Origin of the sequence: Streptomyces sp. NPDC052301 (assembly GCF_044593395.1) — a bacterium.
GTDB lineage: Bacteria > Actinomycetota > Actinomycetes > Streptomycetales > Streptomycetaceae > Streptomyces.
Genome location: NZ_JBIUBE010000015.1, coordinates 1 through 18,538, shown reverse-complemented (window position 1 = coordinate 18,538; position 18,538 = coordinate 1). Strand labels below are relative to the sequence as shown.

Below are 18,538 nucleotides of genomic sequence, written 5' to 3'. Positions count from 1 at the left end.
GATGCGGGTGCACGTTTCAAAAGCGGCCACCACACTGGTGCCGAAGCGCCGGAACGGAGCTCAGAGCCAGAGCTCGCAGTCCGGCACTCGAGCCGTGGGAGCACTTCTGGTGAAAACAGTGAGGGACCGGTCATGGCCGGCGATGGCGGCGTGATTGTAGGCGTACCGGACTCCCACGGGGGCCGGAACGGGGGTGACGAGACGATCCCCGCCGCGCTGCCGGACCGCACACGGGCCGGGCGGCCGGGCACTCGCTTCCTGGTCCCCTCCCGCGATCACGCGCACACCCACGGCGTCCGGCGACGACCGGCTCGCACGCGTACGAGACCCGCCGGCCGGAGCACGACCGGGCCCGGCCCGCCCGCGCCCATCCGGACCGGTGGCAGGGCGTGCACGGGCTGGGGGGCGACCGTGTACCGGGCTTCGCTCGTCCCTGCGTCGCCCGGAGCGGCGGCCGGGTCGGTGCCCGGGAAAGCCGCCGGATCCAGCGGTGAGGACCAGCCGACGGGCGAGGAGGTCCTCAGCGCTCCTGCGTTCGAGGACGCCGTGGCACGTGCGTCTACGCGGTGGACGTCCGCAGTCCGAGCGGCCGCGGCACCTCGCCCGGACGACGGCCGCGCGGCGAGTCGTACGACGCTCCCCCGCGGTGCCTCCTCGCCCTTGGCCGGGACCGGATCCTGGTGGCGGGCCGCTGCGTCTCGGGAGTCCACGGGAACCGCTCCTCCCACCCCGTGATGCCGTTCTCCACGGCCACGGGGCATGCGGCGGGCGGCTGCGCGGCCGCGCGGCTACCGGGCGCGAACAGCCGCGGATGCGCAATGTTCCGCGCACAACTCGACGAAAGGCATGTCATGAAGATCGCAGTCATCGGCGGCACCGGACTGATCGGGTCGCAGGTCGTCAAGAACCTGAACGCCGCCGGCCACGAGGCGGTACCCCACTCGCAGTCCACCGGCGTCGACATCATCAGCGGCCGGGGAGTGGACGAGGCGGTGGCGGGCGCCGACGTCGTCGTCAACGTGACGAACTCCCCGACCTTCGACGAGGCCTCGCTCGCCTTCTTCCAGACGTCGATGGACAATCTGCTGGCCGCCGCCCACAAGGGCGGCGTCGGTCACTTCGTCATCCTCTCGATCGTCGGCGTGGACCAGGTGCCGGAGCTGGACTACTACCGGGCCAAGGCGCTCCAGGAGCAGATCCTCGCGGCCGGCCCGATCCCGTACTCGATCGTCCGGGCCACGCAGTTCATGGACTTCATGGACGCCGTCCTGTCCTGGACCGCCGACGGCGACACCGTACGGTTGCCCCCCACGCCGATCCAGCCGATCGCCTCCAAGGACGTGGCCCGGGCGGTGGCGGAAATCGCCGCGGGCGACCCGGTGAACGGCATCCACGACATCGCCGGCCCCGAGATCTTCCCGCTGGACGAGCTGGGCCGGATCACCCTGTCCCACAAGGGCGACAACCGCACCGTCGTCACCGACCCCACCGCCGGCATGTTCGCCGTCGTCAAGGGTGACGTCCTCACCGACACAAACGCCCACCTCGCCCCCACCCGCTACACCGACTGGCTCTCCTCCTGAGCGAGCGAGGTACGGGGCCGCGCGGGCCCGGTGTGTGCCCGTGCCCGGGCCGGGGAACTTGGTTCGCCCGGGTACGGCCCTGGTGAGAGGAGCGCAGGTGACAGCGTCGACGTCAGCGGCAGACGGTCGGACACCGGGCGCTCGGGAAGCCGGGTACGAGCCGGATCCCAACCGGTGGCGGGCTCTGTGGGTGACCCTGGTGGCCGGCTTCATGAGCCTGCTGGACGTCACGATCGTGGCGGTCGCCCTGCCCACCATCCAGCGTGACCTGCACGCCTCTCCCGCGCAGGTGCAGTGGGTGGTGTCCGGATACGCCCTCACCTTCGCCCTCGCGCTCGTCACCGCCGGGCGGCTCGGTGACGCCCTGGACCGGCGCCGTATCTTTCTGCTGGCCCTCACCGGCTTCGTGCTCTGCAGCGCGGTCTGTGGCGCGGCTCCCGGCATCACGCTGCTGGTGTCGGCCCGCCTCGCCCAGGGACTGGCGGCCGGCTTCATGGCCCCGCAGAACTCCGCGCTCATCCAGCAGATGTTCCGGGGCGCCGAACGAGGGCGTGCGTTCGGCTTCTTCGGTGCCACCGTCGGCATCTCCTCCGCCGCCGGCCCCCTCATCGGAGGTGCCGTCCTCGCCCTGGCCTCCGGTGCGCAGGGCTGGCGATGGATCTTCTACGTCAACGTCCCCATCGGCGTCCTCGCCGTCCTGCTCGGCCGTCACCTGCTGCCGCACACCGAGCGCTCCGGCCGGGGACACGTGGACGTGCCCGGCATCCTCCTCCTCGCAGCCGGCGTCCTCGCGGTGATGTACCCGCTGGTCCAGGCCGACTCCGGCGGCCTGGACCAGGTGTGGTGGCTGTTCCTCGTCGGCGTCGCGATGCTGGCCGCCTTCACCCGGTGGCAGCGCCGCCTCGTCGCCCGCGGTGCCCAACCGCTGCTCGACCCGCGTCTGTTCACCACCGTGCGCGGCTACGCCGTCGGCGCCGGCGTCGGCACGCTGTACTTCATCGGCTTCAGCGGCATCTGGCTGGTCTTCGCCCTCTTCTACCAGCACGGCCTCAACTTCAGCCCCCTCCGTTCCGGCCTGGCCGTGACCCCCTTCGCCCTCGGCTCGGCGGGCGCGGCCGTGATCTCCGGCCGGCTGGTGGACCGGTTCGGGCGACTGCTCACCGTGTGCGGACTCGTGGGCGTGATCGTCGGTCTGGGCGGAACCGCGCTGCTGATTCGCCTCGCGCCCCTCGGTACCGCTGTCTGGGCCGCCGCCCCGATGCTGTTCCTGGGTGGCATCGGCGGCGGCTTCGTGGTGGCTCCCAACATCACCCTGACGCTGCGCGACGTGCCCGTGCACATGGCGGGCGCGGCGGGCGGCGCCCTGCAGACCGGGCAACGGCTCGGCGCCGCGGTGGGCACGGCGGCACTGCCCGGCCTCTTCTACATGGTGCTCAGCGCGAGCCACGACTACCGCGGCGCCCTCGTCACCGCGCTCGGCGCGGCCCTCGTCGGCATGGTGGCGTCCCTGGCCCTCGCGACGTTCGACTGGCGCCGCGACCGGCGGACACGCCCACCGCACGAGAAGTGCCCGGACGAGGTCGCCCACAACCCCGTGCACGCCCGGCAGACCTGACCACACGGACAGCCACGCCCGGCCGACAGCCACGCCCGGCCTGCGGGGCGATCAGGGGTGCGGCGCGTCGAACGGCAGATCGCGTCGGAAGACGACCATGGCTTGCCCCGGTCCGTTGTAGTCGTCGACGGTCTCCGCGTCGAAACCGAGCCGGCGGTGGAACGCGATGGAGCCGGTGTTGCCGACCGAGGTGATCGCCTTCAACCGCCGCGCGCCCTGCCGGTGCGCGGCGTCGGAGAACTGCGTGTACAGGCGGCGTCCGAGACCGGTGCCGCGGGCATCGTCCCGGGTCGCGATCAGGTGGACGTACCCGGTACCGGTCGGGGTGACGAACCCGACGAGGTATCCGTGGATTCCGTCCTCGGCGCGCGCGACCAGGCATGTCTCACCGAACTCCTGCACCAGGGCGAGAAGGTGGAGCGAGCGGAGGTCGCGGTCTGCCCAGTACCGATGGTGGTCGGCGAGGATCTGGTGCATGTCCGTCAGGCCGGCCGGTGTGATCCGTGAGCGCATGGCAAGGATCATGGCAGATGCGGCGAGAGCCGGGCCGTCTGGGCGAGTTGCGACGCTCAGCGAGCGGTGCGCCCCCGATGTCGAGGACGCACGGCGCGCCGGGTGCGGGGGAGTTCTCAGCCGAACAGGCCTGATGAGCCGTCCTCCTGGACCACGCACAGGGCCCAGATGATGAATCCGGAGAACGCGATCATCACGATCGACCAGACCGGGTAGTACGGCAGGGACAGGAAGTTGGCGATGATGATCAGCGCGGCGATGGCCACCCCGCCGGCGCGCGCCCACGGTGCAATCCTGAGGAGTCCGATGCTCACGGCGAAGGCGACGACGCCCAGGGCCAGATGCACCCAGCCCCAGCCCGTGAGGTCGAACCGGAAGACGTAGCTGCGTGTCGTGAGGAAGACATCGTCCTGGGCGATCGCCATGATGCCGCGGAAGATGTTCAGCACCCCGGCGAGCATCAGCATGACTGCTCCGAAGGCCGTCAGGCCGGTCGCCCACTGCTGCTTGGCGGTGCCTGCGGCCGCGGTGCGTGTGGCGGTCATCGTGCTACCTCGTTTCTCTCCTGTGCGTGGGTGCTCGGTGCGCGATGCTCAGCGCGCGGAGGCGGACGGTACGGCTCCGGTCTGCTCGGTCCGTTCGGGCTTGCCGCTGCCCGCGAGAACCAGTTCCTTCGCCCGCCGGAACTCGTCGTCGGTGATGTCGCCGCGGGACCGCATCGCGGAGAGCTTCGCGAGTTCGTCGGCACTGGTGCGGGGCACATCCTGCTGGGCGGTCTGGCGGATGTAGTCGTCGATGGCCTGCTGCTGCGCACGTGCCTGCTCGACCTCGCGCCGGCCCATGTCCTTGCCACGGGCGATCAGGTAGATGAGGACGCCCAGGAACGGCAGCAGGACGACGCACAGGGTCCAGCCGGCCTTCCCCCAGCCGCCCAGGTTGTCGTCGCGGAAGATGTCGACGACGACCCGGAAGAGCAGCACGAACCACATGATCCACAGGAAGAACACCAGCATGGACCAGAAGACGCTCAGCGCCGGATAGTCGTACGCGAGGTAGGTCGGTGCGCTCATGTCGCTTCCTCCGTCCCAGGTGTGCACCCGGTAGTCGTTGCGGACGTTCTCAGCGTGCGCAGGACAGGAACCGCGCCGCCTCACCCGGCGCGGGTGAACGGCGCTCAGGGGGCCGACGGATGTGGTGCGTCGGCAGCGGCCGGTCCCGAGGCGGCGGCCAGGACCGCCGTGACCACCAGCACCACGAGGACCAGGCAGAGGACGAGTGCCACCGCACCGACGGTCGGGTGGTTCCACAGGACGAGGGTCAGGGCGCCCGCCGCGATGATGACGCCGGTGGTCCACGACCGGTGCGCGGCCAGCCACTGGCCGCCGAGGCCGGTGCGCATGCCGCGGCGGCTCAGTTCCCGCCCCGCGGCCGTGGTGCCCCGCTGCGCCGTCGAGCGCACGGCGCGGGCCGCCCGGCTCGGCCCGTACAGGAAGGCCGCGAGCGCGGTGATCACGGCGACGACGAGCAGCGTACGGACGCTGTCGCGCAGGAAGCGGACGAACGTGTCGTAGATCGCGGCGGCGGCGTCGGGCGGCAGGGTCGTCGGAGGCACCGAGTCGAGGTACACGCGCCGTGCGACGACCAGTGCCACGAGCAGCACGATCATCATGATGCCGATGCCGATGGAGGTGACCATCAGCATCACCCGGTGCCCGGGAGCGGCCCACACGGCCGCGGCGGCCACCGCGAGGCTCACGATGGGCAGCCAGGTGCCGAGGATGTCGAGCAGCCGCATCAAGTTCTGCGCCTTGGTGAGTTCGTCCGTGCGGAACAGGGTGATCGAGCGGTCGACCTGCGGGATGGCGGACGCCCTCTGGAAGCCGGCGTCGACCAGGCGCTTCTTCACCTGGTCGATCACCACTCCGATGTCCAGCTGGACGGTGTCGCCCTGAGCCCGCAGTGCCCCCTGCCCTTCTCCGGTGAGCATGCCCACCACCGCGGACTGCGCCCGCCGGTTGCCCACGACCCAGGCCTGCTCGAAGACGTCGCTGGTGACCACGCGGTCGATGGTGCGGTGCACGACCGTCTGCACGGCCGAGCGCAGCGGACCGGTCAGCGACTTCGACGCGTCGACCACGCCGGGCGGCGCCCCGTTGTCGGCGAGCAGCTTGGTGAGCGAGGCGGTCACGTCCTGGACGTCCACCTGGGCCACCACGCGATCGGTCAGCCGGTTCACCACGGCGTTCTGGACGGCCGGTTCCGAGGCGAGCGGAGCGACGGTCTGTACGTACCGGTCGGTGTCGGCGACCGTGTCGTGGACCCAGACGGCGACGACGGCCAGGGGAGCGAGGACGAGCGTCAGCACCAGGAGGACGGAGGCGGCCACGCGACGCAGGCGCCGGTGGCGTACCTGTGAGGCCTTGCGCAGCCGCTGGTATTCGGCGTGTTCCTCGGGGGTCAGTATGTGACCGGGCGGCGGGGGCTCACCCGCAGGGGTCGGTCCGGAGGCGGTGCCCGAAGCCATGGCTCCTCCTTGGGCATGTGCACCGCTGTCGTCAGCGGTGTCGCAGGGCAGGGCGGTGATGGCTCCTCGTGGTCCTTGTGTTCGTCGCCGTCCTCGTCAGAAAGGTCTGCGGCCGGTCCGAGCGGCTGGGGGCCCCGCCGGGAACCTGCTCCCGTCCCGTGCGTACGGCCCGTGACCACGTGACTCGGTCATGGCTCCTCCTCACGTGATCACGGGGCCCGCTGCCGGACGGCCGGCGGGGCCGTTGTGGGGACCTCACCGAGCCAGCGTCGCGCGGCGGGCCGCGGTCGGCGTCACCCTTGGCGGGTGATCCGCGCGCCGGACCGGGGCGATGAGGTGGAAGCTGCGGGCAGGCAGCACGCCTGCACCGAAGCGGACGAAGAGACACACGATGACGGATCCAGCGGCTGCCCGGACCAAGCACACCTCGCCAGGCGACGCACCGCGTTCCGGCCCGTCGAGGCGACGGGCCACGGCCGTGTCCGTCGCCCGGACCGTGGGCACCGCGACCGGTCTGGTGGCCGCCTACTACCTCTTGCCGCTGAGCAGGCCCTCCACCATGGGTACCTCGGTCCTCCTGCTGGGCGGTCTGCTGGCGGTGGTCCTCGTCTTCGGGTGGGAGGCGTGGGTCGTCATGCGCTCGCCCCATCCGCGGCTGCGGGCCGTGGAAGCCGTGGCCGTCACGGTGGCCGGCTATCTGATCCTCTTCGCGAGCACCTACTACCTGATGGAACGTGCCCTTCCCGGCTCCTTCAGCGAGCCCCTGACCAGAACGGACGCGCTGTACTTCACGATCACGACCTTCAGCACCGTGGGGTTCGGTGACATCACCGCACGGTCGCAGCCAGGCAGGATCGTGGTGATGGTGCAGATGATCTGCGGCCTGTTGCTCGTGGGCGTCGCCGTGCGGGTGCTCTCGGCCGCGGTCCGGGCCGGTCTGCGGCGACAGGGACGCGAGCCGCCGCGGTGAGCCGGCCGCATCGCTCCGGCACGTGGCATCACTCCGGTACTTGGCGCATCTCCAGCACCCTCAGCCCCAGCGACTGGCAGCGGGCCAGCAGCCCGTACAGCTGAGCCTCGTCGACGACCGGTCCGAACAGGACGGTGTGACCGGACATCACGACGTGCTCCAGCTCAGGGAACGCCTTGGTCAACGTCTCTGTCATCCGTCCGTCGACGCGAATCTCGTAGCGCATGAGCTGCTCTTCCCCACGTCGCTCGGGGCATCGTGCCAGTCCCTGTCCGTGCGATCCTCCTCTTCGGGCCCGCCACCCGGCTTCACCCGGGGGAGGTGATACCGCGGCGGACGCCCGGTCGTCACAGCAGTCCCAGCTCACGCGCGCGGTGGACGGCGTCGTGACGGCGGTTCACACCGAGCTTGCGGTAGGCGCTCTTGAGGTGGGTCTTGACGGTGTTGACCGACACATACAGGTCGGTGGCGATCTCCTGCGTCGACATCATCTGGGCCAGCCGTCGCAGGACGTCGCGTTCACGTCCGCTGAGTTCTTCCACGACCGGCAACGGCGACCGTTCCTCGGGGCGCGCCGGGCCGGCCGAGGACGGCGAGCCGGGGATCAGCCAGCCCTCGGCCAGTCCGCGCAGCGACACGGTGCCGAGCAGAGGCCGCAGCCACGGTCCGGCCTCACGGAAGGGACGCCGCAACCGCTCGCGCCGCGCCTCCCGGAGCGCCTGGGCCACGAGTCTGCGCTGAGTGGCGAGGTCCCCGGCTTCGCCTGCCGCCCGGGCCCTCACCAACGCGGCCCGGACGGTGATCGCGGGGCCGATGTGGCCCTCCTGCAGCACTCGGTCGACCAGGTCGGCCGCGGCGCCGGTCCTGCCCACGGCCAACTCCGCCTGTGCGGCTTCCACCAGGCAGACCGGCTCACGGCCGGCATCCTGGCGCAGCAGCTCGACGGCCAGCTCCGGCCGGCCCTCGGCGAGGTGCGCGGCGGCCGCCACCGCCGCCGTGTGCGCCTCGGCCCAGGGAGATGCCGTGTCTGCCGCGACAGTCCGGTCCACCGCTTCGAGCGCGGCCTGCGTCTCGCCGCGGGCCATCAGGACACGCCCGGTGACGATGGCCCGCCCCGCCTGGGCGACGGGGTCCGGCAGCGGGTGCCGCGCGTCGACCGCGGCGTCGAGGAGCACCTGGGCCCGGTCCAGCTCGTCCCGGTCCAGGGCGACTGCGGCCAGGACCAGCGATCCCAGCCCCGGTCCGGGCGCCGGGGCCGGGCTGTGGCGGTCCGCCGTGGTCACGGCGGCCAGAGCCTCGCGCTCGGCCCTGTCGGGCCAGCCCTTCAGGTAGTCGATGAGGGCGAGGTGGCCCAGACACTCCTCACGCAGTCGTGCCGTCGACGGCGCCCGGCCGGAGTCGACGACCGCGGCCAGGGCCTCTCGCGCCGCCCCGAAACGGCCGGCCCACAAGCGGGTCGAGCCGAGATGGGTGAGGAGGAGGGCGTCGAGTTCCGGGTGCTCTTCGAGACGCCGGCCCGGCACCTCGCGTCGAAGGCTCTCGGCGGCCCGGGCGGCCGTCTCCGCCCGTCCCGGCGAGCCGGTCAGCCGCGCGGCCAGGGCTTGCAGGAGGGCACAGCTCAGCCGGGCGGCTGCCAGGGCGGCGGCATCGTCCTCGGCGTCCTCGGGCGACTCGCTCTGCCGCGCCAGGGTCCGAGCGGTCCGGTCCAGTCGGGACAGGCCGTGTGCGACGTCGCACCGGGACAGGTCGCGGGCCGCACGGACGAGCTCGGTGGCGGGGCTCACGGGCTGGGGACCCATGCGGGAGAACAGCTCGGAGCGGGCGTCGGAGTGCAGGCCGGTGAATATCTCCCCGATGGCGAGATCGCCGACGAGGGCATCGGCGGCGGCCTGCCAGTCGTCCGCCGCGGCGGCGTGGTCGAGCGTCTCGTCGAGGGAGCCCGAGCAGCGCAGCCAGTGCGCCGCGCGGCGGTGGAGCTCGGCTTCCAGCCCGGGGCAGCGCGCCCGCAGGTGCGCGTGGAGGATCTCCCCGAACAGCGGGTGCAGACGGAACCAGGCGTGCCCGAGGTGCTCGACGAACGCGTTCTCACGGTGGAGCCCGGACAGGATGCGTTCGGCGTCGCTGCGGCCGGTCAGGGCGTCGGCCAGATCCGGGCAGACGCGTTCGAGGATGCTGACCCGCAGCAGCAGGTCCTGCGTCTCGTCCCCCTGCCGCTCGAGCACCTCGGCCAACAGGAAGTCGGCGATCGTCGTGCGGTCGGCTTCGAACTCCTTCAGGAACATCTGCGGGTCCGTCTCCCCCTGCGCGGCCAGAGCGCACAGCCGCAGTCCGGCCGCCCAGCCCCGGGTGCGCTCCACCAGCGCGCGGACGTCATCGGCGGGGAGGTGCAGCCCGTGCAGCGTCAGCAGGCGGGCCGCTTCGTCGGGGGTGAAGGCCAGCTCCGCGTTCCTGATCTCCGTGATGGCGCCGGCGGTACGGTAGCGGTGCAGCGGGAGCAGCGGCTCGGTGCGCGTGACGAGGACCAGGCGCATGCCGTGTCCCGCGTGCTGGAGGACGAAGGCGAGCTGGTCCGTGATCTCCGGGTCGGTCACGCGGTCGTACTCGTCGATGACCATGGTCGCCGGTACGTCCCGGGCGCTGAGTTCGGCGGCGAGCCGGGTGAGGAGCCCGTCGTCCACGCGTCCGGCCTCGGCGGGGAAGCCGACGTCGGTGGACAGGGGTACGCCGGACAGGCGCAGCGCCTGGAGCAGGTACGCCCAGAAGGTGCCGCTTCCCTTGTCCGCCACCTGTGCGGTGAGCCAGGCGACGTGCCCGTCCAGCGCCGCGGCCCAGTCGGCGACCAGCAGCGTCTTGCCCGCCCCCGCGGCTCCGTCGACCACGGTCAACGGTGTCACAAGTGCCTCGTCGAGGTGTCTGGCCAGCCGGTTCCGGCGCAGGAACGTGCCGGGACGCGTCGGTATGGCGAACTGCGTCCGCAGAAACGGGTCTCCTCGGGGATCTGCGGACGGTGGTCTCGGAACCGGTCCGTTCTCGTCCAGCACGCTCATGGTGTTCACCACCACTGATGAGGTCGGGTCGCGGACAAAGTGCCTCCCATCGTCCAGCGTGTGCCCTCACGGCCGCCCAGGCACATGGGCCACTGGTCCCTCCTGCGGCAGAACAGGCCCCACGGGTCCCGTCACTGCTTCTCGGTGCGCACGATCACGACGGGACAGTGCGCGTGCTGTGACACGTGTTGGCTGACGGAACCGAGCAGCGCGCGGGCGAACCCGCCCCTCCCACGGCTGCCCAGCACCACGGCCTCGGCGCCCTCGGCGGCCCGCAGCAGGACGTCGGCGGGGTTGCCGTGCACGACGTGCGTCCGGACCGAGCCGGCCTCGTCCGCGCCGAGCACCTCCGTCAGCTCCTGCCCCATGTGCTGCCGGGTCTCGTCCTCGTCGATGTCCATGTCCACGGCGGGCGCGGACCAGCCGTACAGGCCCGGCAGCTCCCACACGGCGACCGCGTCCACGACGCCGCCGACGAGGCCGGCGTACCGGACGGCCCAGCGCAGGGCCGCGTACGAGGACGGCGACCCGTCGACACCGACCACGACCCGCGGCTCGGAGACGTCCTTGTCCATGCGTTCCACCTCTCCTGCGGCGTTCGGCCCGCCCGGCCGGACTCCTCTGCGTTCCACGCTGAGCGACCCGTCGCCACACCGCCATAGGAGAGCATCCAGCGGCATGACGGCGTATCCTGCGCGCCCGTGGTCCTCGGTTGCGAGGTGCTTCACCGCTGCAGGCCGGTCTGTTGTGGGCCCTGACGTCAAAAACCTGAGCGAACGCCTGCCCGGCACCCTGGGAACGATCAACGGGACTCCGGAACGATCAACGGGACTCCGTGGCCGGCCGTATCCCCGGTGCGACCAGGGCCGCCCCGGAGAGCTGTTCCATGCGGCGCCGGACGGACTGCCGCCGCAGCACTCCTCCCACCCGTCCTCGATCAGGAAGGTGGCACCGGCGAACGCAACGACGGAAGTCGTCATCGGGGCAGCGTCCCCGTGCGCGGTGCCGCTCCGCAAGCGGATCCGGATGGACACGGCCCGCAACGGTGATCGATGATTCCCGGCATGATCCGTGCCGCAACTGTGAACGACGTCGCGGAGATCCGCGCGATGATCCGCGAACTCGCCGAGTACGAACGGGCTCCCGAGCAGGCCCGGGCGACCGAGGAGCAGCTTCGCGAGGCGCTGTTCGGCGAACGTCCCGCCGCCTTCGCGTTGATCGCCGAGGACGACGGTACGGGCGAGACCGTCGGCTACGCCGTGTGGTTCCAGCACTATTCGACGTGGACCGGCACGGGCGGCATGCACCTGGAGGACCTCTACGTACGACCGCACGCCCGGAGCGGGGGCCATGGCAAGGCCCTGCTCGCCTCGCTCGCCGCGATCTGCGAGCGCAGCGGCTACGAGCGTTTCGAATGGTGGGTCCTGGCCTGGAACGAGCCGGCGATCGGCTTCTACAAATCGCTCGGCGCGGAGCTGCTGGAGGAGTGGACGGTGTGCCGGGTGAGCGGTGACGCCCTCAGGGCCCTGGCCGCGCAGGCACCGGCCGGGTGACCTGGTCGGGCGCCTTGCGCAGGTGCCCGACCAGGGGCCGCCCCGGTTACAGGTAGGGACGGGTGATCAGCTCGATGGCGTGACCGGCCGGGTCCTTGAAGTACACCCCGCGACCGCCGTGCTCGTCGTTGATCTCACCGGGGCGTCGCATCTGCGGATCGGCCCAGTGCTCGACGCCGCGCTCGCAGAGTCGCCGGTACGCCCGGTCGAACAGCTCGTCGTCGACCAGGAAGGCGTAGTGCTGCATCTGGATCTCCACCGGCGGCTCGGCGAATTGGAGCAGTACGCCGTCGGTGAGCTGGATGTTGGTGAAGGGGCCCCAGGACGGCGCTTCCGGCAGCTCCAGTAGCTCTCGGAAGAAACGGGCCGATGCGTCGCGGTCCTTGGCGGCGATGATGGTGTGGTTGAACGTGGCTGTCATTCGGTGGGCCTCATGGTGGTTCGACACGGAAGCGGACTCGTCGTGGTGCACGAGCACTGGGGGGTCCGCGTGCCGAATCGAGGGGGTGCCTTCTTCGCACCCGCTGTCCGATCAGCCCTCCACCGGATAGCCGATCTGTGGGTGGCGTAGCGCCGGTCCGGTGTTCACGTCGAGCAACCGTACTTGCCGCACGCCCTCATGACAACCAGTCACCCACCCGGGATCACAGGCTGCCGCCACCAGTCCGCAGCTCGTGAGCGGTACGGTTCTGCCATGTCCCGATCAGCAGAGACTGGCCCCTCCCCCACCCCGGTCACCGCGGACGACCTCGAGCTTGCCGTGCAGCTCGCCGTGGCCGTCCTTCGCAAGGCTCCCCCTGCCGCATGGGAGGGCAGGGCGGGTTCGCTGGAATGGGACTGCTGGGAGACGGCGGAGCACCTCAGCGACGACCTCTTCGCCTACGCGGCGCAACTGGGGCCCACGACACCGCCTTTGGAGGGCGAGGTGCCGTTCGTGTGGGAGAGCCGACGGCCCGGCGGCCCGGCGAACGCCATTCACGCGAACCGTGAAGCGGGGCCCGCCGGCCTGTTGCAGGTGCTGGAGGCGAGTGGCGCGCTGCTGGTCGCCATGGTGCGCACGACACCTCCGCGGACCCGGGCCTACCACGGCTTCGGCGTCTCGGATCCCGAGGGCTTCGCAGCGATGGGGATCGTGGAGACGCTGGTGCACACGCACGACCTGGCGCAGGGGCTCGGGCTCGCCTGGCATCCACCCGCCGATCTGTGTGCGCGCGTGCTGGCCCGGCTGTTTCCGGCCGCGCCGGACTCGACGGATCCTTGGCCCACGCTGTTGTGGGCCACCGGACGCGCCGAACTGCCCGGCCGGTCCCGCCTGACCACATGGCGCTGGGACGGCACACCTCGGACGTAGACCTGCCCGTCACTCGCACTCGCACGACGATCCATTCGGTCAAGCCCCGCCAGGAAGGCAGGAGCCGCGGCGCGATCACGACTCGATGCGCACCCTAGTGTTCCCGCTCGCCGCACTCGGCGGGACGGGGCACGCTGCTCGTGGTCACCTCCGCAGGGCCGTCGACGCTCAGGCAGGCGTCGCCGGGTGCGCCGCCCACCGGCTGGTACTCGACCGAAGCGGCACAGACCGAGCCGTCCTGCTGGACCTCTGCACGGACACCAGGAGCGGGGAAGCTTCCGGCCGGCCTGCCGAAGGCCAAGAGCCGGTCGCCGTCGGCCAGGGCCTCGGTGACGTCGAAACGCCAGTGCGCCTCGGTCTCCTGCAGCAGTCTCCGGCCGGGCTTGCCGAGCGACCGGACGAAGGTACGGCGGGTGCGGACGAGATCGGCCACGGCGCAGCACAGCGGGGTGCCGTGGACGCGGTTGAAACCGGCGAACGGATCCATCGCCAGGAAGTGGCTGTACTTCCTGCACTGGGCACCGCAGCGCGCCCTCGGCCCCGACGGACACCTGCGGGACGACCGCTTCCTGCCGCCCGTCCCCCACCGGCGCCGCATGTTCGCCGGCGGACGCTGCGAGATCGCCGAGCCCCTGCGTCTCGGCGAGGCCGCCGAGCGCGTCAGCAGCCTGGCCGCCGTCACTCCCAAGCAGGGGCGCAGCGGCGAGCTGCTGTTCGTCACCGAACGCCAGGAGTTCCGGCAGCGCGGCCGTACCTGCATGGTCGAGGAGCAGGACATCGTCTACCGGTCGGGCGACGGCTCTGTGTCCCGGGACCCGGCCACGCTCGAGGACTCGGCCGCGCCGAAGCCCGCGGGCCCGTGGCACCTGCCCTTCCAACCGGCCGAAACCCTGCTGTTCCGGTTCAGCGCGCTCACCGCCAACGCCCACCGCATCCACTACGACACCCCGTACTGCCGTGATGTGGAGGGCTACCCCGGCCTCGTCGTGCACGGCCCGCTGCTGGCCCTGCTGATGCTGGAACCGGTGCGGAGGAACGCGCCCGCACGGCAGGTGCGGTCACTGCCCCACCGGCTGCACCGGCCGGCGTTCGCGGGTGAGCGGCTCCTCGCCGACGGCACTCACGGCGACGGGCACGCCCGGCTGCGTGTCGCCGGCCCCCGCGAGGACCGGCACGCCTCCGCCGAGGTGACCTTCACCTGAGTCGGGCGGGCCGCCGAGCAGAGCGACCCGGGATTCGACCTCCACGCAATATCGAACGCCGGCCTTCCGGGCCGTTGAGAAAGGCAACCGGCGCCGAGAGAAAGGCAAGCGGCGCCGAGCGGTTCATGGACGACCTCGTCCCCCGGGTGCGCACCGCGGCGGGCAGGCGATCGTCGGCTGTGCGGAGCGAACGGCGACGGCCGCGATGTCGTCCTCGAGCCTGCCACCGCTGTAGTGGACCAGGTCCTGGTGCAGCCGGTCCAGCAGCTCGCGCGGCGCTGCCGGGCCGAGCTCCTGCAGCCAGTCCGGCAGCGGGAAGAACGTGCCGGTGCGGTCCCGGGTCTCCGTGACGCCGTCGGTGTAGAGCAGCAGCTGGTCGCCCGGGGTGAAGTCGACGGTTTCCACGGTGTAGTCGTCGCCCAGCAGCGCGGCGAGGTTCAGTGGCGGTGACGGCTTGACAGGCTCGAGGACGTGGATCTTCCCGTCCTGCACCAGCAGCGGCGGCGGGTGCCCGCAGTTGAGGATCCTCACCTGGCCGCCGGCGTGCGGGATCTCGGCGATCAGAGCCGTGGCGAAGTGCTCCGGCTCGTCGGGGTCGAGGAGCCCGACGCTGTAGCGGCCGATACTGGTCTCCAGGCGATGGATGATGCTGCTCAGGTCGGGCTGGTCGTAGGCGTTCTCCCGGAAGCAGTTGATCACCGCCGAGGCCGCCCCGACCGCCGACAGCCCTTTGCCGCGCACGTCACCGATGAGGAGCCGCACGCCGTACTGCGTGTCGGCCACCTCGTAGAAGTCGCCGCCGATCCGGGCCTGTTCCTGGGCCGCCAGATACAGGGACTCGATCTCGACGTCCTGGATCCGGCGTGGCAGCGGGCGCAGCAGCACCTGCTGCGCTGCGTCGGCGACGAGGCGGACCTGGAAGAGCATCTCCTCCCGCTGCATGCGCACACGGCTCGTATAGGACGCCACCAGGGTGACGACGACGATTGCCGCGGCCGTGAAGGGCGTCCCCAGATCGGCGTAGACGAGGCTGAGCCCGATCATGACCAGCAGGCAGAACACCCCGAGCAGGATCGTGGGAATCACGGGCCACATCGCTGCGGCCAGTGCGGGGGCGGCCGGCAGGAGACGGCTGAAGGCGATCTCCCTGGGGGTGGCGAACGCCAGCCCGGTGACCAGGACCGCGAGAACCATGGGGGACAGCAGTACGGTCTGGCGTCGGCCACCGTACGGAGCTCGGTGACGACGTCGATGCCGTCCTGCCCCGATCACAAAAGTATCTTAACGGGCGAACCGGGCTTCGCGCTGTGCACCCCCTCCCCGGAGTGGGGTGCCGGCCGGCTCCGCTGCGGGCATGTGTTCGACGTGATGAAACGTCTGTGTCACCCGGCTCGGGTTGCCATGGACTTAGGGTGGTGCATGTGTCGGAAGGGTACGAGTCGTTTCACAGACCGACGACGGTGCGTCCGGCCGAACCTGGTCGCGCGCCCGCACCGGGCGTCGGCGTGCCGCCCGGGCTGAGCGCCCTGCGCGCGGCGGTGACCCGGATCGGCACCACGCTCGACGAGGACACCACGTACGCGGAGCTGACCCGGGAGGTCGCCCGGCAGGTGGGCGGCGCGGCGGCCGTCCTGCTCAGCGGGGACCGGGGCGGCTCGCGGTACGAGGCCACCGTCGGGAACCCGGCGCTGCTGCCCGACGCCTGGTGGTCCGCGGCGGAGCCCCGGCAGGCCGCGGGGCCGGCGGACGGCGGCTTCCTCCCCCTGGTGACCGGGCCGGCCGGTCTCGCGGTCCGCGTACCGCTCGCCACGGCCGGCCGCTGCTACGGCGTGCTGGTCAGCGCCCGCGAGGAGGCACCGTACACGGACGCGGAGGCGGAGCTGCTGACGTTCCTCGCCGAGCACGCCGCCTCCCACATCCGGCACGCCCGCGAGCACGACGCGGTGTCCGGCATCGTCGGGAAGCTGCAGCGCGCCCTGCTGTCGCAACCCGGCCGACCGCATCCCAATCTGGACGTGGCCACCCGCTACCTCCCGGTCGGGCAGAGCGCCCTGGTCGGCGGGGACTGGTGCGAGACGGTCCGGCTCCACTTCGGCCGCACACTGCTCGTGGTCGGCGACGTGATGGGGCACGGTCTGGAAGCGGCCGTCGACATGGCCGCCTACCGCTCCTCCCTGCGCTACATCGCCTCCGCCGACCTGCCCCCGCACCGCGTGCTGCGCCAGCTCGACGAGCTCGCCGCCGACGAGCCGGACCGCAGGCCGGCCACCTGCCTCATCGCTCAGGTCGACCCCAATCGCGGACAGGTGACCTTCGCGAGCGCCGGCCATCTGCCCCCGGCCGTCCTGGACGGGCAGGGCCGCACCTCACTGCTGCCGGTTCCGGTCGGACCGCCGCTGGGCACCGGGCTGGGCGGCTACGAACCGGCGACCTGCCGGCTGGACCCGTCCCAGGCGCTGCTGCTCTTCACCGACGGGCTCGTCGAGCGGCGCGGCGAGGACATCGACCGCTCCCTGCAACGGCTGACCGAGGTGGACTTCCGGGCCGCATCGGGTCTGGAGGACATCCTCGACACGGTGCTCGCCCGCCTCGAGGCCCGGCACACCGAGGACGACGTCGCGGTACTGGCCGCGCGCCTGCGCCGGCGTGACCAGGACCGGACCACCGGGGACGGAGCGATCACAGCGTCTTGACCTGGCCGCCGTCGATCGTGAACTCGGCTCCTGTGATGTTGCCGGCGAGCGGGGAGGCGAGGAAGAGAGCCAGGTCGGCGACTTCGTGCGCTTCGGTGACCCGTCCGGTGGAGATGCCCATGCTCTTCGGCACCACCACGTCGATGGCTTCCTGCGCGGTCGTGCCGGCCTGGGCCGCGGTGGCGTCGGCGAAGCCACCGGGCGCGGTCCAGAAGGGAGTCCGGACCGGCCCCGGGGCGATCGCGTTGACCCGGACACCCCGTGGGGCGAACTCCTCGGAGAGTGACTTGGTGAGGCTGGTCAGCCCGGCCTTGGCGGCGGAGTAGTCCACGACCATGGGGAACGGCAGACGCGCGTTGATGGAGGTGATGTTGATGAGGGCGCCCCCGCCCGCGGCCAGGAGGTGGGGCAGCGCCGCGCGGCTGGTGCGGACGGCGCTGAACAGCGTCATGTCGAAGATCCGCTGCCATTCGGCGTCGTCGATGTCCAGGAAGCTCGGCCGGGGCGCCGCGGTACCCACGTTGTTGACCAGGATGTCGACCCTGCCGTGCCGGTCGACGGCGGCCCGGACGAGGGCCTGGGGCCCCTCGGCGGTGGCCAGGTCGACCGGAACCGCGGTGACGCCGTACTTCTCGTGGAGCCCTTCGAGCTCGGGAGTGCTGCTCCGGCTGCCGGCGACGACGCGCGCGCCTTCACGGGCGAACGCGTCGGCGATGGCCAGGCCGATGCCCTTGCTCGCTCCCGTGACGACGGCGACCTTGTCCTTGAGCTGCAGGTCCATGGCGGTCCTTGTCCGGATCGGCCCCCCGGACCCACGGTAGGCACAGCTCCTGGCTCATGCCTCTCGGCGGGACCGCGTGGCGCCGAAACCGGTCTCGTGGTCCCAGACATGGGTGCACGTGGGGCACTGCAGATGCAGCAGGCTGCCGGTGTTCGACAGCAGGTAGCGCCAGTGCCGGGTGCACCTGCGCCGGCTCTCGCAGGTGGCGCAGCCCCGGTGGTCCTCGCAGTTCGGGCAGGTCACCCAGGCGCGGCGGCTGATGTCGGCGTGCGGATCAAGCGGCAGCACGGCCGTCTCCGCGCTTCGGGAGGACGCCGGCCGCGACGAGCTCGTCGTAGATCCGCTGCTGCTCGTCGTCCAGGCCGGAGTAGAGCAGGTCGTAGGCCTCCTCCTCGCCGCGCAGCGCCGCGACCGGGTCCCACTCGGGGCCGACGGCCGCCATGACGTGGGTGCGCCGGAGCATTTCGTGGGCGGTGAGGTCGACGGAGAACTCGACCGGCTCGACAGGAAGGCTGGGGTCAGAGGAGGACATATCACCGAACGTAGGTACGCGTTCCCCACCACGGCAAGGTTCCGTGGGGGACATCACAGCCGGGGGGGGGGGGGGGGGGGGGGGGGGGGGGGGGGGGGGGGGGGGGGGGGGGGGGGGGGGGGCGCGGGGGGGGGCGGGGGGGCGCCCGCCCCCCCCCCCCCCCCGCGGCCCGCG

At 71.8% G+C, this 18,538-nt stretch carries 20 protein-coding genes and 1 pseudogene; 8 read left to right on the top strand and 13 right to left on the bottom strand.

The genetic code is table 11. The features are described from left to right. Positions 1 to 566: 566 nt before the first annotated feature. From ACIHEJ_RS32550 to ACIHEJ_RS32540, 3 genes and pseudogenes are all read left to right on the top strand, one after another. Positions 567 to 773: pseudogene (locus ACIHEJ_RS32550) on the top strand (FAD-dependent oxidoreductase); the annotation flags it as partial. A 78-nt stretch (positions 774 to 851) separates the two neighbouring features. Then, positions 852 to 1,583 (top strand): SDR family oxidoreductase, encoded by a 732-nt coding sequence (locus ACIHEJ_RS32545; protein ID WP_400141234.1) that lies wholly within the window; start codon positions 852 to 854, stop codon positions 1,581 to 1,583. 97 nt (positions 1,584 to 1,680) lie between these two features. Then, positions 1,681 to 3,198, top strand: coding sequence for an MFS transporter (locus tag ACIHEJ_RS32540; protein WP_400140886.1), 1,518 nt, complete (start codon positions 1,681 to 1,683; stop codon positions 3,196 to 3,198). Between the two features lie 51 nt (positions 3,199 to 3,249). Here the strand turns inward: ACIHEJ_RS32540 and ACIHEJ_RS32535 are convergent, their stop codons facing one another. From ACIHEJ_RS32535 to ACIHEJ_RS32520, 4 genes are all read right to left on the bottom strand, one after another. Next, positions 3,250 to 3,711, bottom strand: a complete 462-nt coding sequence (locus ACIHEJ_RS32535) for a GNAT family N-acetyltransferase (RefSeq protein ID WP_400140884.1) — start codon at positions 3,709 to 3,711, stop codon at positions 3,250 to 3,252. A gap of 116 nt (positions 3,712 to 3,827) precedes the next feature. After that, complete coding sequence (locus ACIHEJ_RS32530; protein ID WP_400140882.1) at positions 3,828 to 4,256, bottom strand: hypothetical protein; 429 nt, start codon at positions 4,254 to 4,256, stop codon at positions 3,828 to 3,830. 48 nt (positions 4,257 to 4,304) lie between these two features. After that, positions 4,305 to 4,781: an SHOCT domain-containing protein gene (locus tag ACIHEJ_RS32525; RefSeq protein ID WP_400140880.1), complete on the bottom strand. Its 477-nt coding sequence runs from the start codon at positions 4,779 to 4,781 to the stop codon at positions 4,305 to 4,307. A gap of 104 nt (positions 4,782 to 4,885) precedes the next feature. Continuing rightward, entirely contained in the window at positions 4,886 to 6,235 is a 1,350-nt protein-coding gene (locus ACIHEJ_RS32520) for a hypothetical protein (RefSeq protein ID WP_400140878.1), read from the bottom strand. A 391-nt stretch (positions 6,236 to 6,626) separates the two neighbouring features. On the opposite strand from ACIHEJ_RS32520, the gene ACIHEJ_RS32515 reads away from it, so the two are divergent. Then, on the top strand, positions 6,627 to 7,205 hold the full coding sequence (locus ACIHEJ_RS32515; protein ID WP_400140876.1) for a potassium channel family protein: 579 nt from the start codon (positions 6,627 to 6,629) through the stop codon (positions 7,203 to 7,205). Between the two features lie 28 nt (positions 7,206 to 7,233). Here the strand turns inward: ACIHEJ_RS32515 and ACIHEJ_RS32510 are convergent, their stop codons facing one another. From ACIHEJ_RS32510 to ACIHEJ_RS32500, 3 genes are all read right to left on the bottom strand, one after another. Beyond that, the gene (locus tag ACIHEJ_RS32510; RefSeq protein ID WP_366015656.1) at positions 7,234 to 7,431 is read right to left on the bottom strand and encodes a hypothetical protein; all 198 of its coding nucleotides are present in this window, start codon (positions 7,429 to 7,431) and stop codon (positions 7,234 to 7,236) included. Between the two features lie 121 nt (positions 7,432 to 7,552). Further along, positions 7,553 to 10,252 (bottom strand): LuxR C-terminal-related transcriptional regulator, encoded by a 2,700-nt coding sequence (locus ACIHEJ_RS32505; protein ID WP_400140874.1) that lies wholly within the window; start codon positions 10,250 to 10,252, stop codon positions 7,553 to 7,555. 131 nt (positions 10,253 to 10,383) lie between these two features. Continuing rightward, on the bottom strand, positions 10,384 to 10,827 hold the full coding sequence (locus ACIHEJ_RS32500) for a universal stress protein (RefSeq protein ID WP_400140872.1): 444 nt from the start codon (positions 10,825 to 10,827) through the stop codon (positions 10,384 to 10,386). 489 nt (positions 10,828 to 11,316) lie between these two features. Here ACIHEJ_RS32500 and ACIHEJ_RS32495 point away from each other — a divergent pair, with 489 nt between their 5' ends. After that, positions 11,317 to 11,805, top strand: coding sequence for a GNAT family N-acetyltransferase (locus tag ACIHEJ_RS32495; RefSeq protein WP_400140870.1), 489 nt, complete (start codon positions 11,317 to 11,319; stop codon positions 11,803 to 11,805). A 46-nt stretch (positions 11,806 to 11,851) separates the two neighbouring features. Here ACIHEJ_RS32495 and ACIHEJ_RS32490 read toward each other — a convergent pair whose 3' ends face one another. Next, positions 11,852 to 12,226 (bottom strand): VOC family protein, encoded by a 375-nt coding sequence (locus tag ACIHEJ_RS32490; RefSeq protein ID WP_400140868.1) that lies wholly within the window; start codon positions 12,224 to 12,226, stop codon positions 11,852 to 11,854. A 273-nt stretch (positions 12,227 to 12,499) separates the two neighbouring features. Between ACIHEJ_RS32490 and ACIHEJ_RS32485 the strand changes: the two genes are divergently transcribed. Then, positions 12,500 to 13,156: a hypothetical protein gene (locus ACIHEJ_RS32485; protein ID WP_400140866.1), complete on the top strand. Its 657-nt coding sequence runs from the start codon at positions 12,500 to 12,502 to the stop codon at positions 13,154 to 13,156. Between the two features lie 94 nt (positions 13,157 to 13,250). Here ACIHEJ_RS32485 and ACIHEJ_RS32480 read toward each other — a convergent pair whose 3' ends face one another. Continuing rightward, positions 13,251 to 13,643: a hypothetical protein gene (locus tag ACIHEJ_RS32480; protein ID WP_400140865.1), complete on the bottom strand. Its 393-nt coding sequence runs from the start codon at positions 13,641 to 13,643 to the stop codon at positions 13,251 to 13,253. Between ACIHEJ_RS32480 and ACIHEJ_RS32475 the strand changes: the two genes are divergently transcribed. Beyond that, on the top strand, positions 13,621 to 14,358 hold the full coding sequence (locus ACIHEJ_RS32475) for a hypothetical protein (RefSeq protein WP_400140864.1): 738 nt from the start codon (positions 13,621 to 13,623) through the stop codon (positions 14,356 to 14,358). The two genes, ACIHEJ_RS32480 and ACIHEJ_RS32475, sit on opposite strands and share 23 nt — an antisense overlap. A gap of 123 nt (positions 14,359 to 14,481) precedes the next feature. Here the strand turns inward: ACIHEJ_RS32475 and ACIHEJ_RS32470 are convergent, their stop codons facing one another. Next, positions 14,482 to 15,552, bottom strand: a complete 1,071-nt coding sequence (locus ACIHEJ_RS32470) for a PP2C family protein-serine/threonine phosphatase (protein WP_400140862.1) — start codon at positions 15,550 to 15,552, stop codon at positions 14,482 to 14,484. A 266-nt stretch (positions 15,553 to 15,818) separates the two neighbouring features. Here ACIHEJ_RS32470 and ACIHEJ_RS32465 point away from each other — a divergent pair, with 266 nt between their 5' ends. Continuing rightward, on the top strand, positions 15,819 to 17,051 hold the full coding sequence (locus ACIHEJ_RS32465; protein WP_400140860.1) for a PP2C family protein-serine/threonine phosphatase: 1,233 nt from the start codon (positions 15,819 to 15,821) through the stop codon (positions 17,049 to 17,051). On the opposite strand, the gene ACIHEJ_RS32460 is transcribed toward ACIHEJ_RS32465, so the two are convergent. The 3 genes from ACIHEJ_RS32460 to ACIHEJ_RS32450 are packed head-to-tail and all read right to left on the bottom strand — an operon-like array spanning position 17,038 to position 18,364. Continuing rightward, positions 17,038 to 17,832: an SDR family NAD(P)-dependent oxidoreductase gene (locus tag ACIHEJ_RS32460; RefSeq protein ID WP_400140859.1), complete on the bottom strand. Its 795-nt coding sequence runs from the start codon at positions 17,830 to 17,832 to the stop codon at positions 17,038 to 17,040. The two genes, ACIHEJ_RS32465 and ACIHEJ_RS32460, sit on opposite strands and share 14 nt — an antisense overlap. Before the next feature lie 54 nt (positions 17,833 to 17,886). Beyond that, the gene (locus tag ACIHEJ_RS32455; protein ID WP_400140857.1) at positions 17,887 to 18,120 is read right to left on the bottom strand and encodes a hypothetical protein; all 234 of its coding nucleotides are present in this window, start codon (positions 18,118 to 18,120) and stop codon (positions 17,887 to 17,889) included. Beyond that, on the bottom strand, positions 18,107 to 18,364 hold the full coding sequence (locus tag ACIHEJ_RS32450) for a DUF6400 family protein (RefSeq protein ID WP_400140855.1): 258 nt from the start codon (positions 18,362 to 18,364) through the stop codon (positions 18,107 to 18,109). Before ACIHEJ_RS32450 ends, ACIHEJ_RS32455 begins: the two co-directional genes overlap by 14 nt. Positions 18,365 to 18,538 lie beyond the last annotated feature (174 nt).